This is a genomic window from Mycobacterium simiae (assembly GCF_010727605.1).
GTDB classification, from domain to species: domain Bacteria; phylum Actinomycetota; class Actinomycetes; order Mycobacteriales; family Mycobacteriaceae; genus Mycobacterium; species Mycobacterium simiae.
Genome location: NZ_AP022568.1, coordinates 3,824,459 through 3,839,177 on the forward strand (window position 1 = coordinate 3,824,459; position 14,719 = coordinate 3,839,177).

Annotated in this window: 13 protein-coding genes; 8 read left to right on the forward strand and 5 right to left on the reverse strand. The window is 66.7% G+C overall.

Going from position 1 to position 14,719, the window contains the following annotated elements:
* Positions 1 to 16: 16 nt before the first annotated feature.
* On the reverse strand, positions 17 to 1,183 hold the full coding sequence (locus G6N33_RS18025; protein WP_101528111.1) for a PPE family protein: 1,167 nt from the start codon (positions 1,181 to 1,183) through the stop codon (positions 17 to 19).
* 395 nt (positions 1,184 to 1,578) lie between these two features.
* Here G6N33_RS18025 and G6N33_RS18030 point away from each other — a divergent pair, with 395 nt between their 5' ends.
* The 3 genes from G6N33_RS18030 (at position 1,579) to G6N33_RS18040 (ending at position 5,237) form a co-directional block, all read left to right on the forward strand.
* Entirely contained in the window at positions 1,579 to 2,253 is a 675-nt protein-coding gene (locus tag G6N33_RS18030) for a TetR/AcrR family transcriptional regulator (protein ID WP_044507800.1), read from the forward strand.
* A gap of 118 nt (positions 2,254 to 2,371) precedes the next feature.
* Positions 2,372 to 3,091: a TetR/AcrR family transcriptional regulator gene (locus tag G6N33_RS18035; RefSeq protein ID WP_044507798.1), complete on the forward strand. Its 720-nt coding sequence runs from the start codon at positions 2,372 to 2,374 to the stop codon at positions 3,089 to 3,091.
* Between the two features lie 166 nt (positions 3,092 to 3,257).
* Positions 3,258 to 5,237 (forward strand): hypothetical protein, encoded by a 1,980-nt coding sequence (locus G6N33_RS18040; protein ID WP_044507796.1) that lies wholly within the window; start codon positions 3,258 to 3,260, stop codon positions 5,235 to 5,237.
* Between the two features lie 31 nt (positions 5,238 to 5,268).
* On the opposite strand, the gene G6N33_RS18045 is transcribed toward G6N33_RS18040, so the two are convergent.
* Both G6N33_RS18045 and metG read right to left on the reverse strand, forming a co-directional pair.
* Complete coding sequence (locus G6N33_RS18045; protein WP_044507794.1) at positions 5,269 to 5,631, reverse strand: PAS domain S-box protein; 363 nt, start codon at positions 5,629 to 5,631, stop codon at positions 5,269 to 5,271.
* A 132-nt stretch (positions 5,632 to 5,763) separates the two neighbouring features.
* Positions 5,764 to 7,332, reverse strand: a complete 1,569-nt coding sequence (metG, locus tag G6N33_RS18050; RefSeq protein ID WP_044507793.1) for a methionine--tRNA ligase — start codon at positions 7,330 to 7,332, stop codon at positions 5,764 to 5,766.
* Positions 7,333 to 7,350: 18 nt separating this feature from the next.
* Between metG and G6N33_RS18055 the strand changes: the two genes are divergently transcribed.
* The 5 genes from G6N33_RS18055 to G6N33_RS18075 all read left to right on the forward strand — a co-directional run bounded on the left by G6N33_RS18055 (position 7,351) and on the right by G6N33_RS18075 (position 13,313).
* A complete protein-coding gene (locus tag G6N33_RS18055; protein ID WP_044507791.1) occupies positions 7,351 to 8,211 on the forward strand; it encodes a TatD family hydrolase in 861 nt (286 codons plus the stop codon).
* Between the two features lie 140 nt (positions 8,212 to 8,351).
* A complete protein-coding gene (locus G6N33_RS18060; protein ID WP_196806394.1) occupies positions 8,352 to 9,479 on the forward strand; it encodes a resuscitation-promoting factor in 1,128 nt (375 codons plus the stop codon).
* On the forward strand, positions 9,443 to 10,354 hold the full coding sequence (gene rsmA, locus G6N33_RS18065) for a 16S rRNA (adenine(1518)-N(6)/adenine(1519)-N(6))-dimethyltransferase RsmA (protein ID WP_044507787.1): 912 nt from the start codon (positions 9,443 to 9,445) through the stop codon (positions 10,352 to 10,354). Before G6N33_RS18060 ends, rsmA begins: the two co-directional genes overlap by 37 nt.
* Positions 10,355 to 10,391: 37 nt before the next feature.
* The gene (locus G6N33_RS18070; protein WP_044507785.1) at positions 10,392 to 11,345 is read left to right on the forward strand and encodes a 4-(cytidine 5'-diphospho)-2-C-methyl-D-erythritol kinase; all 954 of its coding nucleotides are present in this window, start codon (positions 10,392 to 10,394) and stop codon (positions 11,343 to 11,345) included.
* 330 nt (positions 11,346 to 11,675) lie between these two features.
* Positions 11,676 to 13,313, forward strand: coding sequence for a fatty acyl-AMP ligase (locus tag G6N33_RS18075; RefSeq protein ID WP_044512283.1), 1,638 nt, complete (start codon positions 11,676 to 11,678; stop codon positions 13,311 to 13,313).
* A 24-nt stretch (positions 13,314 to 13,337) separates the two neighbouring features.
* Here the strand turns inward: G6N33_RS18075 and pth are convergent, their stop codons facing one another.
* Complete coding sequence (gene pth / locus G6N33_RS18080) at positions 13,338 to 13,913, reverse strand: aminoacyl-tRNA hydrolase (RefSeq protein WP_044507784.1); 576 nt, start codon at positions 13,911 to 13,913, stop codon at positions 13,338 to 13,340.
* Between the two features lie 12 nt (positions 13,914 to 13,925).
* Complete coding sequence (locus tag G6N33_RS18085; RefSeq protein WP_044507783.1) at positions 13,926 to 14,594, reverse strand: 50S ribosomal protein L25/general stress protein Ctc; 669 nt, start codon at positions 14,592 to 14,594, stop codon at positions 13,926 to 13,928.
* Between the last annotated feature and the right edge of the window lie 125 nt (positions 14,595 to 14,719).

Below are 14,719 nucleotides of genomic sequence, written 5' to 3' on the forward strand. Positions count from 1 at the left end.
CCTTCCGTATCGAGGATTATCCGGCGGCGAACGGGCGTGCCATCGCAGTGGGGATGAGGCCGTAGCGGGGGACCGGCGGCGTGCGCGGCGCCATGCCGCGCGCCATCGGCAGTCCGCCCAACATGTTGGGCATCGAGCTGCCACCGACGCTGATGTTGGGCAGTGCGGTCGCGGCCATCGGCGCATGGGGGATGACGCTGGTCCAGGCCGAGGGCACCGACATCGGGCCCAGCTGGGCCGCGCTGCCGAGGCTGCCGATCACGCCCGTGCCCAGCCGCGCGCCCGTGCTGGCCGCATTCGCCGCGCTGGATGCGGCACCGGCCGCGCCCTGGGCGGCGGCCGCGGCGCTATCGGCCGCGGTCTTGGCCAGACCCTGGCCGGTCTGGGCCATCGACAGCACCGCGGACATGCCATACAGCGGGGTGGCGCTGGCGTTGAGGTAGTTCGGCAGATAGTTGGGCAGCTGCTCCGCGAGATTCGAGAATGTGTCGTTGACGACGGTGCTGGTGCCCGAGGGCAACCCGGCGCCAGGCTGAGTGAGCGCCTTCATCAGCGTGGGCGTCTCGGTCACCAGGTTCGACAAGTCCGAGTGCTGCAGTCCGGTAGCGGCCGTGGCCTGGTCGACCGCGGCGCTCTGCGCCGTCAGGCCGGCGTCTTCGGTGACCTTGGGCGGCGTGTTGAACGGGGTGACGTCGCAGACGGCGACCGAGTTGCCCGCGTACTGGTACATCGCGGCGGCGTCCTGGGCCCACATTTCGCCGTATTCGGCTTCGTTGGCCGCGATCGCAGCCGAGTTCTGCCCGAAGAAGTTGGTGGCCATCAGCGTCGCGAGTTGGACCCGGTTGGCGGTGACGACTGGCGGGGGCACGGTCATCGCGAATGCGGCTTCGTAGATTTCGACCCCGAGCCGGGCATGGCTGGCGGATTCCATGGCCCGCGCGGCGGCCCCCGACATCCATGCCACGTACGGGCCGAAGGCCGACGCCATGGTCAGCGAGCTGGGACCGAGCCACCGTCCGGTGGTCAATCCCGCGATCAACGAACGGTATCCAGCCGCGGCCGTGTGCAGTTCGGCGGCCAACCCATCCCAAGCGATCGCGGCCATGACCATCGACGCAGGGCCTGGCCCGGCATACATCCGCGCGGAGTTGATCTCTGGAGGCAAAGCGCCAAAGTCGATCACGTGAGATCCCATCCCCGACGAAGTGCATGCTACAAACTGACTAGGTGATAATAGCTCAAAAACCATACTAATGGTCAATAAACACGGAGTGATCCTGACGACAAGTATTGGGAGGCGGGTAACGCCGACGTTAATTTCCCCGGCCAGCTGCTAATCTCAGGGACAGTTCAAATGTCGTTCCGAGAAGCGCGGGGTGTGTTTGCGCAAACCGCTGACGAGCCGACGTGCATGCCGAGCTCAAGGAAGGCATCTATCGACGTGAAGGTGATCGACCCAGGTCACGGCGTGATTCCCGACGGGAACCCGCAACAGGTTGCAGATTTTCCCACTCACGGATTCCGGACGCGAAACGGCCAGGATCGGCGGTGTGCCGCAGCGCGGAGTCGTCGCCTCCGATGACCAGCCACTCCACCGACGGCCGCGCGGACGCCACCCGCCGACACATCTTGCGGGCCGCGTCGCATCAATTCGCGCGCCGGGCATACCACGAGGTTGGACTCGACGACATACTCGCCGAAGCCGAGCTGACCAAGGGGGCAATGTACTTCCACTTCCGGTCAAAGCATGCGCTGGCGGTCGCGATTATCGACCGGCAGACCGCGGCCGGTACCGCGGCCGTGCAAGACCTGGTCACGCGGGGTTTGTCGGGACTGGAGACCCTCATCGATTTTTCGTACTTGATCGCTATTCAGGACATCAAAGTCGACCAGGTCCGAGCCGGGCTGAACCTGATCGAGTCGGTTGGGGGTTCCGAGGGGCTACAGGAGCGGTTGCTGGATGGGTGGGTGAAAGCCCTGGCCGCGGTGGTGGAACAGGCCGTCGCCGAGGGCGACATCGATCAACGATGCGAACCCGAGGACGTGGGACGCATGATGGTGTCCCTGCACATGGGATTGCGCAAGACCAGCAACCTCGACGATCCAGAGCGGTTCCTGCGCGATCTGGAAAGGTGTTGGGGTCTGCTCCTCGCCGGTATCCTGCAACCCGACCGCGTCGACTACTTTCGGCAATTCCTGCGGCGGCGCGCGGCGCTTGCGATCAACACCAGTTCGCCCGCGGATTCCTCATGACCAGGCCAACCGGCAAACCTGCAGCGGCGCGGCTGTTGACGTTGAAGCCGTTGCGGCGCAACGTGACACGAGCTCACCGGATCTGCGTACCCGATAACGTGCCGAAGGAACAGGGGTAATGGCCCGCCAGGTGCGATCCGAGGTCACTCGCCGCAAGATTCTCAACGCCGCGATCGACGTGTTCGGCGAGGTCGGTTACTCGGCGGCCGGCTGGGGCACGATCATCGAGCGCACCGGGATGACCAAGGGCGCCCTGTACCACCACTTCGACTCTAAAGAGTCGTTGGCCTCGGCCATCATCGAGGAAGGTGCCGAGACGATCCTCAACGGCTTCCGGAATGTGTGCGGGGGAGCATCGCCGGGACTGGAAAACGTACTGCACGGGACGTTCGCGATCGTCGGAATGCTGAGCTCGGATGAGACGGCCCGCGCCGCCGAGCAACTGAGCTGGACCCTGCGCGGTTCCAACGAAGCCGCCGGGAAGTTTTGCAAAGCCCTGGTGGAGTTGCTCGCCGCCGAGGCGGGGCGCGCGATCTCCGAAGGGGACCTGCGCCAGGAACTCGACCCGGAAGCGGTCAGCGAATCGGTCGTCGGCGCGCTGTTTGGCACCAGGGCGCTGGCCGACGCCATCGCGGGTCCGCAGGGGAGCGCGGGCCCCGGCCGCGACGTGGCCGCCGACCTCGAGCGCCTGACGCGCGTCTGGGAACTTCTGTTGCCGGGCATCGTCTCGGACACCTCGCTGTCCTACTTCCGACAGTTCCTCGCTCGCGAAGCGATGCGCCACGCCCGGCCCGCCGTGCCGCGGCCCCACGCCATCGCGGTTTCCGAAACCGGATAGTCCTGGGCGAATGCCGGGCCGGCCTCGATCCGCGGCTGTCGACCAGGCCATGACCCGCCTTTGAGGCAGGCCTGTAAGGCAGGCCGTGAGACAGGCCTTGGGGCAGGCCTGTGAGGCAGGCTTTGAGGACGCGACCTGCGCGCCGTTTCGACAACGTACCGAAAGAATGCATACTGTTCCGGTGGTGTACCGGAAGTATGTAGGCAGACTCGTCGCTTTGGCCGGGGTGATCGGGTTCCTGGTGTTGAGTGCCCCGCCGGCCACCAGCGCACCCTCCGACGCGGGCCCGGCTACCGACTCGCTGACGCTGTCGCTGGCCGACCTCGGGTCCGCGCCCACCCTGGAATTCTGGGGGCTGACCAGTACGCAGCAGCTGACCGTGCCCGTCCTGCGGGGACTCACGCCCACCGCCCTCAACGCGACGGTCGAACTGCCGATCAACCTTCGGTCCGGGACGCTGACCGTGTCGCAGGATCAGCGCACGCTCGCACGGCTGACCCTGCCCACCGCGGACCAGTCGCCGCTGGTCATCCCGCTGGCGGGCGCCGACGTCGTCGACAACTGGCTGACCGTTACCTTGCGGACTTACCTGGTGCCGCAAGAGGGTTTCTGCCTATACCCGGACAGCCCGCTGCGACTGTCCGCACCGTCGATCAGCTACACCGGCGTCGAACAGCCGCCCACCACGGTGGCGCACTTCTTGCCGCCCGTGCTGAAGAAGCTATCCATATACCTGCCGCAATCTCCGTCGACGGCCGAATCCGACACGGCGATCCAGCTGGCCGCCGCCGCCGCGTCGCACTACGGTAGGCAAAACCCGGAGATCACCGTAGTTCCGTTGCCGGAAGGGCAGCTTGCACCGCCCACGCCGCCGCAAGGGCTGGAACGCCAGATCGTCGTCAAGGAAGGGCCCGACAACGGGCTGGCGTTGCAAGGTTCCGGCCCGGCGACGTGGTTGTTGATGTCGGGGCCGCTCGGGGAAGCCGACGAATCCGACACCGCCATGCTGTTCAGCGACCTGTCGCAGCTCGCGGTCTCATCGAAGGCGGTCGTGGATCAGCTGAAACCGGACCCACAACAGCCCGGCAACAGCACCACCCTGCGCGACTTGGGCACCCCCGTCGTCAACGGCAGCTCGCTGCAGCCCCACCTGTCGATCGGACTGGACCAGACCAAGTTCGGCCGGTCCATCCGCGGGGTACGTGTGCACCTGCTGGGCTCCTACACCCCGACGCCGTCCAACAGCGCAGGCCAAATCGCGGTGACCATCGGCCCGGAAACCATCGACCACTTCCCGACCGACGGCCACGGCACCATCGACCGCTGGATGGACGTGCCGGATCGGTTGCTGCAGCGTTACACCAGCCTCGACGTGGTGCTCGACGTGGCGAGCAACGTCGGTCACTGCGGAGACTTCTACACCGCGGGGCCCGGAAACCAGCTGCTGACGTTGAATATCAACGGCGACACCACCATTGAGAGCAAGCCGGCAGCGCCGCCGGTGCCCGACGGCTTCCAGTCAGTGCCGCAAGCGCTGATGCCGCGGGTGCAGGTGGGCATCGAGGCCCACTCGCTGCCCGACACCGTGCGCGCGATCAACCTGATCGTCGGACTGCAACGGATCAGCTCGACGCCGATCTACACGCACGTGACAAGCGTGCAGCAGGCCATTGATTCGTCGAACCCGGCGATACTGATTTCGGCTGACGGATGGAACCACTCCAACGTCGTCCTTCCGGTGTCGGCCGGGCCCAGCGGCCCAATTACCGTCAACGCCAACACCTCCGACGGCAAGCCGACCACGCTCACCCTCGACCCAGTGATGAAGTTTGCTTCTCTGCAAACGGTTTTCAACCATGGACGGTCGCTATTGGTCGCCACGTCCAACGGCACCTCCGCCCAGGTCGATGAACTGATCCGCTGGCTCGGCGGCGACAACAACAAGCGCTGGCAGCGGCTCAAGGGAGTGGCGGTGCTGGCCGTCGCCGGCCAGGACCCGGTGACCGTCGATCACTCGCCCACGGCCAATCCGATTGCCGCACCGGACAATCACTCCGACCTGGGCTGGCTGTGGTGGTTGGGTGGCGGCTGGCTGGCCGTGACTATCGTCGGCGCCGCGGTGATCGTGCTACGCAGCCGACGCTGACGGCTCGGCGCAGAGCGGCCGGCGTCGAGCGTTAGCGCTCGTCATCCCAAAGCTGCTCGGTCAGATCTTGAAACGTCGCCAGCGCGAACCGGTCGTCGGCGCGCATGCCGACCGACTTGCTCATCAGCGCGCGCACCACCGAGCCGTCCTTGTGCGCCAATTCGACAACCATATTCGCCAGGGCGTGCACGACCGACAGCAGGGATTCCGAATCGGGAGCCTCGTGGAAAATTTCGCGGAACCGCAACGCCAGAACTTCCTCCGGCTCATAGCCCACCATTTCTGCAAATGCGGTGTTGGTGAACAAGATGGTGCCGTCATCGCCCACTGCCAGCACCGGAACGGGAATCCGTTCCAGCACGACCAAGGCGGGCAACTGTTTCAAGGTGGTCATCGGCGATTGATTATGTTGATGCCGATTCTGTCGTCGCTCCACAGGCCGATTATGGTCTATGCCAGAGGCCATGGTTGACACCAATTCTCGATGCAGGCTTTCCGCGGTCGAATCGGTGCCTGGTTTTTCCGCCTACCGCTGTTCCTGCTGCCCTGCAGCAGGTGGTTCATACCGCGGAAAGACGCCGGTCGGCGGCGGTAGCACCGCGCCAGGGGCCAGCCGCACCGCGATCGTACTAAACGTTCTTTGCTCGGCCGGTTGCCCGAGCAGATCCAGCAACTTGCCGGCGGATTCCGGCATCACCGGCTGGACAAGCAGCGCCGCGATCCGCACCGCCTCGCACGTGGTGTAGAGCACCGTGCGAAACCGGATCTGGTCCGCTTCGGCTTCGCTCTTGCGCAGCACCCACGGCTGCTGCGCCGAAAAGTAGCGGTTGGCCTCGCCGAGCATCAGCCAGATCGCCTCCAGCGCCAGGTGCATGGCTTGGGCGTCGAAGTGGGCGCGCACTCGGCGCAGCAACGAGTCCGCCCGATCGAGCAGCTCGGTGTCGGCGGCGGTCAACTCGCCGGGCTCGGGCACCACCCCGTCGAGGTTCTTGGCGATCATCGACAGCGACCGTTGCGCCAGGTTCCCCAACTCGTTGGCCAAATCGGTGTTGATGCGGTTGATGATGGCCTCTTCGCCGTAGCTGCCGTCCTGACCGAACGGCACCTCGCGCAACAGGAAGTAGCGCAGCTGGTCGACGCCGAACGCGTCCGCCAGCACGACCGGGTCGATGGTGTTGCCCACCGACTTGCTCATCTTCTCGCCGCGGTGGTGCAAGAACCCGTGCGCAAAAATCCTGCGTGGCAGCTCAATTCCCGCTGACATGAGAAACGCCGGCCAATACACCGCATGGAACCTGATGATGTCCTTGCCGATCATGTGCAGATCGGCGGGCCAGTAGCGGCCGAACAACTCCGAATCCGTGTCCGGGTAGCCGGCGCCGGTGAGGTAGTTGGTCAGCGCGTCGACCCACACGTACATGACGTGATCCGGATGCTCGGGCACCTGCACGCCCCAGTCGAACGTGGTGCGCGAGATGGAGAAATCGGTGAGCCCGCCGGCCACAAAACTGACCACCTCGTTGCGACGCACCTCCGGGCCGATGAAATCGGGGTTGGCCGCGTAGTGGGCCAGCAGCCTGTCGGTATACGCCGAGAGCCGGAAGAAGTAGGTCTGCTCCTTCTCGCTCCAGGTCACCGGCGCCCCGGTCTCCGTCGCGACGCGGATGCCGTTGACCACCTCGGTCTCCGAGTCGGTGAAGTAGCGCTCGTCGCGCACCGAATACCAGCCGGAGTAGGTGGCCAGATAGATGTCTCCAGCCGCCTCCATCCGCCGCCAGATCTCCTTGGACGCCTCGTGATGGTCGGGATCGGTGGTACGGATGAAACGGTCGAACGAGATATTCAGCGCTTCCTGCATGCGTTGGAACACATCGGAATTGCGCCGCGCCAGCTCGGCGGTCGGGACGCCAGCGGCGGCGGCGGTCTCGGCGACCTTCTGCCCGTGTTCGTCGGTCCCGGTCAGGAAGCGCACATCGAAGCCGTCGAGTCGTTTGAATCGGGCGATCGCGTCGGTGGCGATGTATTCGTAGGCATGACCGACGTGCGGCGCGCCGTTTGGATACGCGATCGCAGTCGTGACGTAATAGGGCCTCATCGAGATTCACCCTATTGTGTGCGCGTGAGCTCCAGCCGACCCGGTAAACGAGAAGCCCCACCCGCGCCGGAACCGTTGGCGCCACTCATCGACGCGCATACTCACCTCGACGCGTGCGGGGCCGAGGACGCAGCCGGAGTGGCAGCGATCATGGACCGGGCCGCGGCGGTCGGAGTGGGTGCGGCCGTCACCATTGCCGACGATTTGGACTCGGCGCGCTGGGTGCTCCGGGCCGCCGATTGGGACCCGCGGGTGTACGCCGCGGTGGCCTTGCATCCCACCCGCGCGGACGCGCTCGACGACGCTGCCCGGGCCGAGATCGAGGCGCTGGCCGCGCACCCGCGGGTAGTGGCTGTCGGCGAGACCGGGATGGACATGTACTGGCCGGGCCGGCTGGACGGCTGCGCCGCGCCCGAGGTGCAACGGGAGGCGTTCGCATGGCACATCGACTTGGCCAAGCGGATCGGCAAACCGTTGATGATTCACAACCGGGAGGCCGACGCCGAGGTGCTCGACGTCTTGCGGGCGGAGGGCGCACCCGAGGTGGTCATCTTCCACTGCTTCTCCTCCGACAGCGTGATGGCCCGAACCTGCGTCGATGCCGGATGGTTTCTCAGCTTGGCCGGAACGGCCAGCTTCACCAACGCCCGCGCGCTACGCGACGCGGTGCCGCTGATACCGGTCGAGCAGCTCCTGGTGGAGACGGATGCGCCCTTTTTGACACCACATCCTTACCGTGGCGCGCCCAACGAGCCGTATTGCCTTCCATATACTGTCCGGGCGATCGCGGAGCTGGTCGACCGCCCGGCAGCGGAGCTGGCGCGGACCACCACGAGCACTGCCCGGTGGATATACGGGCTCGCCGGGTCGGACGGGTGATTTCCGCAACACATCTCGGCTCGGGTTGCTCCAGATTGACCGGTTCGTTACCGTCTTGTGATCGAATCGTTGGTTTAATGCACTGTCGTCGAACGCCGGGTAGGTCGCTAAGTGGTAGCTGAGCATGGGGTAGACGCGCGTTGAGCGTATTGAGAAAACTCGATCAGACCCCATCGCCGATGTTGCGGTTCGTCGTCGGAGGGCTGCTCGTAGTCCTCGCCCTCGCCGGTGGGTTCGCGGTTTCGGTATCCAAAACGGTGACGCTGACCGTCGATGGCGTGGCGATGCGAGTGACCACGATGAAATCACGAGTGATCGACATCGTCGAAGAGAACGGTTACGTCATCGGCGAGCGTGACGATCTGTATCCCGCCGCCGACGTTCAGGTGCACAACGCCGACAAGATCGTGCTGCGGCGCAGCCGGCCGCTGGAGATCTCGCTGGACGGCCACGACACCAAGCGGGTGTGGACGACCGCCTCCACCGTGGACGAGGCACTGGCCCAGCTCGCGATGACCGACACCGCGCCGGCTGCGGCCTCCCGCGGCAGCCGGGTTCCGCTGGCAGGCATGGCACTGCCGGTCGTCAGCGCGAAGACCGTCCAGATCAACGACGGCGGCAAGGTCCGCACGGTTCATTTGCCCGCGCCCAACGTCGCCGGCCTGCTCAACGCCGCCGGAGTGCCGCTGCAGGACAGCGACCAGGTGGTACCCAGTGCGACATCGCCGATCGTCGACGGCATGCAGATTCAAGTGACGCGTAACCGCATCGAGAAGGTCACCGAACGAATCCCGTTGCCGCCCACCGCGCATCGGGTCGAAGACCCCGACATGAACATGAGCCGGCAGGTCGTCGAGGACCCCGGTGCCCCGGGGACGCAAGACGTCACCTTCGCGGTGGCGACAGTCAACGGCGTCGAGACGGGTCGGCTGCCGATCGCCAACATTGTGATCGCCCCGGCCCGCGACTCCGTCGTCCGGGTGGGCACCAAGCCCGGCACCGACATAGGCCCGATCAGCGACGGGGCCATCTGGGACGCCATCGCGGGCTGTGAGGCCGGCGGAAACTGGGCGATCAACACCGGCAACGGCTATTACGGCGGCGTGCAGTTCGATCAGGGCACGTGGGAGCGCAACGGCGGGCTGCGGTTCGCGCCCCGCGCCGACCTCGCCACCCGCGAGGAGCAGATCACCATCGCCGAGGTGACCAGGGAACGCCAGGGCTGGGGGGCGTGGCCGGTGTGCAGCGGACGAGCTGGTGCACGCTGACGATACGGCTGCTCGGACGCACCGATATCAGGCGGCTGGCCAAAGAACTTGAGTTTCGGCCACGCAAATCGTTCGGCCAGAACTTTGTGCACGACGCCAACACCGTCCGGCGCATCGTGTCGATCGCCGGCGTCGGCCGCGCCGACCACGTCCTCGAGGTCGGCCCCGGCCTGGGCTCGCTCACGTTGGCGCTGCTGGACCGCGGCGCGACGGTCACCGCGGTCGAGATCGACCCCGTGCTCGCCGGGCGGCTGCGCCAGACCGTCACCGAGCATTCGCACAGCGAGGCCCAGCGACTGACGGTGTGCAACCGCGACGTGCTGACGGTGCGGCGCGACGAGCTGCCCGCCCAGCCCACTGCCGTCGTCGCCAATCTTCCTTACAACGTCGCCGTTCCGGCGCTGCTGCACCTGCTCGCGGAGTTCCCGTCGATTCAGACGGTGACCGTGATGGTGCAGGCGGAGGTGGCCGAGCGGCTGGCCGCCGAACCCGGCGGCAAGGAATATGGTGTCCCCAGCGTCAAGGTGCGCTTCTTCGGACAGGTACGCCGGTGCGGCACGGTCGCACCGACCGTGTTCTGGCCGGTACCGCGCGTCTACTCCGGCCTGGTCCGCATCGACCGCTACGCCACCGCGCCGTGGCCCACCGACGACGCCTTCCGTCGGCAGGTCTTCGAGCTGGTCGATATCGCCTTCGCGCAGCGGCGCAAGACCGTGCGCAATGCATTCTTGCAATGGGCGGGGTCGGGCAACGAGTCGGCGAACCGGCTGCTTGCGGCCAGCATCGATCCCGCCCGGCGCGGTGAGACGCTGTCGATCGACGATTTCGTGCGTCTGCTGCGTCGCTCCGGTGATTCCGCGCAGCCACAGCGATAGTCTGCTGCCGTGGTAGGGGCTGACTGGGTGACCGAGGATGTCTGACGGCAGCACAGCCGCGCAGTGGGTGCCCACCGGGTCAGTCACGGTCCGCGTCCCCGGCAAGGTCAACCTCTACCTCGCGGTCGGCGATCGCCGCGACGACGGCTATCACGAGCTGACGACGGTGTTTCAGGCCGTCTCGCTGCTCGATGAGCTGACCGTCCGCAACGCCGACGTCCTATCGCTGGAACTCCTCGGCGAGGGTGCCGACCATCTGCCCACCGACGAGCGCAACTTGGCCTGGCAGGCCGCCGAACTGATGGCCGATCATGTCGGCCGAGCGCCCGACGTGTCGATCATGATCGACAAATCCATTCCGGTGGCCGGCGGCATGGCGGGCGGCAGCGCGGACGCGGCGGCGGTGCTGGTCGCGATGAACTCGCTGTGGGAGCTCAACGTTCCCCGCCGGGACCTGCGGATGCTGGCCGCACGGCTGGGCAGCGACGTACCGTTCGCGCTGCACGGCGGCACCGCGTTGGGCACCGGCCGCGGTGAGGAACTGGCGACGGTGTTGTCGCGGAACACCTTTCACTGGGTGTTGGCCTTCGCCTATGGCGAGTTGCGCACCCCGGCAGTGTTCGGCGAGCTCGACCGGCTCAGGGATGCCGCGGAGCAATCCCGGCTCGCCGAGCCCGGGCCGGTGCTGGCCGCGCTGGCGGCGGGTGATCCCGGGCAGCTGGCGCCGTTGTTGGGTAACGAACTGCAAGACGCGGCGATCAGCCTGCATCCGCAGCTGCACCGCACGCTGCGTGCCGGCGAAGAGGCGGGCGCGCTGGCCGGCATCGTCTCCGGTTCGGGCCCTACCTGCGCGTTCCTCTGTGCGTCGGCACCGTCGGCGGTCGACGTCGGCATGGCGCTTTCGGGGGCCGGCGTGTGTCGCGCGGTGCGAGTCGCGAGCGGTCCGGTGGCAGGTGCGCGGGTGGTACCGGCGCCGACGACCGACGCGTGAACACGCTGTGAAATCAGACTCAAATTGCAGAAATGGTGGGTTGTTACTTAAGAGGAGTTTAAGATAGCTCGCGGTGAGGACTATTGATCAGGACGAGCATTCGGCCTGGCCGTTCGCCGGCAGCCCCGGTGGACGGCCAGTTGGTCGGGTTTGGCCAGGATGCCGCGCGCTTGCCGGTCGGGCAACCGGACACGGGGTTGCGCAGCCGTCACTATTTCGAGATGTAACCGCTTTTCAACTGTGCTCGCGTGCCTGCTGCAAAGTGTCGTCTGGCGAGCGGAACATGAAATCCCGGGTGTTGGGGACAGCGCCGGAACCAAGGAGGTTTGCGTGAGCAGGTTTACCGACAAGATGTTCCACAACGCCCGCATCTCGAAAAAGGGCATGGTCACCGGTGAGCCGCACGAACCCGTTCGCCACACCTGGGGTGAGGTCCACGAGCGCGCCCGCCGCATCGCCGGCGGCCTGGCCGAGGCGGGCATCGGCCTCGGCGACGCCGTCGGTGTGCTCGCCGGCTACCCCGTGGAGATCGCCCCGACGGCGCAAGGTCTGTGGATGCGCGGCGCCAGCCTGACCATGCTGCACCAGCCCACCCCGCGCACGGATCTGGCCATGTGGGCCGAAGACACCATGAACGTCATCGGCATGATCGAGGCCCGGGTCGTCATCGTCTCGGAGCCCTTCCTGGTCGCGATCCCGGTGTTGGAAGAAAAGGGCATCAAGGTCCTCACGGTCACCGACCTGCTGGCGTCGGAACCGGTCGATCCCGTCGAGGTCGGCGAGGACGACCTGGCGCTGATGCAGCTGACGTCGGGATCGACCGGATCTCCCAAGGCCGTCCAGATCACGCACCGCAACATCTACTCCAACGCCGAGGCGATGTTCGTCGGCGCGCAGTACGACATCGACAAAGACGTGATGGTCAGCTGGCTACCCTGCTTCCACGACATGGGCATGGTCGGCTTCTTGACCATTCCGATGTACTTTGGCGCGGAGCTGGTCAAGGTCACGCCGATGGACTTCCTGCGCGACGCGCTGCTGTGGGCCAAGCTGATCGACAAGTACCAGGGCACCATGACCGCGGCGCCCAACTTCGCCTACGCGTTGCTGGCCAAGCGGCTGCGGCGGCAGGCCAAGCCCGGCGACTTCGACCTGTCGACCCTGCGCTTCGCGCTGTCCGGCGCGGAACCCGTCGAGCCCGCCGACGTCGAGGACCTGCTCGACGCGGGTAAGCCGTTCGGCCTGAAGCCGTCGGCGATCCTGCCTGCCTACGGCATGGCCGAGACGACGCTGGCCGTGTCGTTCTCGGAGTGCAACGCAGGCCTCGTCGTCGACGAAGTGGACGCCGACTTGCTGGCCGCCCTGCGCCGGGCCGTGCCCGCGACCAAGGGCAACACCCGCCGGCTGGCCACCTTGGGCCCGCTGCTGCAGGGCCTGGAGGCCCGCATCATCGACGAGCAGGGCAACGTGATGCCGCCGCGGGGCGTCGGCGTCATCGAGTTGCGTGGTGAGTCGCTGACCCCGGGCTACCTGACCATGGGTGGCTTCCTCTCGGCCCAGGATGAACACGGCTGGTACGACACCGGCGACCTTGGCTACATCACCGAAAACGGCCACATCGTCGTCTGCGGCCGCGTCAAAGACGTCATCATCATGGCCGGCCGCAACATCTATCCGACCGACATCGAACGGGCGGCGTGCCGCGTCGAGGGTGTCCGGCCGGGTTGCGCCGTCGCGGTCCGGCTCGACGCCGGCCACTCCCGCGAGACGTTCGCCGTGGCGGTCGAGTCCAACGCGTTCCAGGACCCCGTCGAGGTGCGGCGGATGGAACATGAGGTGGCCCGCGAGGTCCTCAAAGAGGTCGACATGCGTCCCCGCAATGTCGTGGTCCTCGGCCCCGGCACCATTCCGAAGACGCCGTCGGGCAAGCTGCGCCGGTCCAACTCCGTCACGCTGGTCACCGGATAACGTCCACCGCAGCGAACGGCGCCGCTACCAAGCGTGCACGCGGTTCTGGGCGGGCTCTAAACCCAACTCGATCAGCAGCTCGGTCGCGTCTGCGGCCTGCTCGCAGATGGCAGGGATCTCCGGGCGCTCCTTGGCGGTAAACGGCTCCAGCACGAAGGCGGCCGGATCTTTGCGTCCGGGCGGGCGTCCGATTCCCAGCCGCACCCGTTGAAAGTCCTTGGTGCCCAGCGCCGAGGCCACCGAGCGAAGCCCGTTGTGCCCGCCCTCGCCGCCGCCCATCTTGAGCCGGATGCGACCGAACTCGAGGTCGAGGTCGTCGTGGATGAGGATGATGTCGGCCGGCGCCACGGAGTAGAACTTGGCCAGCGGCCCTACCTGGCGACCCGACTCGTTCATGTAGCAGCGCGGCTTGGCCAGCAGCACCGAGCGGCCGGCAAGTCGGCCGCTCACCACTTCGGCACCGGACCGCTTGTGCACCTTGAACTTCGAGCCCAGCCGCCCGGCGAGCAGGTCAGCGACCATGAAGCCGATGTTGTGCCGGGTGCGGGCGTAGTTGTCTCCGGGATTGCCCAGGCCGACCACCAGGAGCGGTTCGGCCATCTCGTCGGCCGCTTACTCGGACTCTGCGGCCGACGCCCCGGCCTCGTCGGCTGCCCCGGCGGACTCGGTGGCCGACTCGGCGCCTTCGGCGGTCGCGCCCGCGCCCTCTTCCTCGAGGTCCTCGGCGGTCGGCGCGGTGACCACGTTGACCACCAGCATCTCCGGGTCGGAGACCAGGCTGACACCGTTCGGCAGCGCGATCTGCCCGGCAGTGATCTGGGTGCCGGCCTCGGCGTCCTCGACCGAGACGGTCAACTGCTCGGGGATGGACAGGGCGTCGGCCTCGATCTCGATGGTGTTGGTGTCCTGGGTGACCAGGGTGCCCGGAACGGCGTCGCCCTCGATGACAACCCGGACCTCGACGACGACCTTTTCGCCGCGCCGCACGACCAGCAAGTCGGCATGCTGAATGGTGCGGCGGATCGGATGGATGTCGAGCACCTTGGTCAGCGCCAGCTGCTCCGTGCCCTCGACGTCAAGCGTCAGCACGGCGTTCGTGCCGGAGTGCCGCAGCACGGCGGCGAACTCGTGGCCGGGCAGCTCCAGATGCTGCGGTTCGGTGCCGTGGCCGTAGAGAACGGCCGGAATCTTGCCATTGCGGCGGGCCCGGCGGGACGCTCCCTTGCCCGTCTCGGTTCGCACCGTGACCGCGAGTTGGTTGACCGGGGATTGCTTCGCCATTATGTCGCTCCTGTGTTCGGTACCTCAGTGTCAAGGCACGGCCAGGGTCGCGACAACTGTCGGTCTCCGTCGATAACGGTGCTGGCTGGACGCCAATCACCCTCGCCGTGACGCCCGGTCAGGGT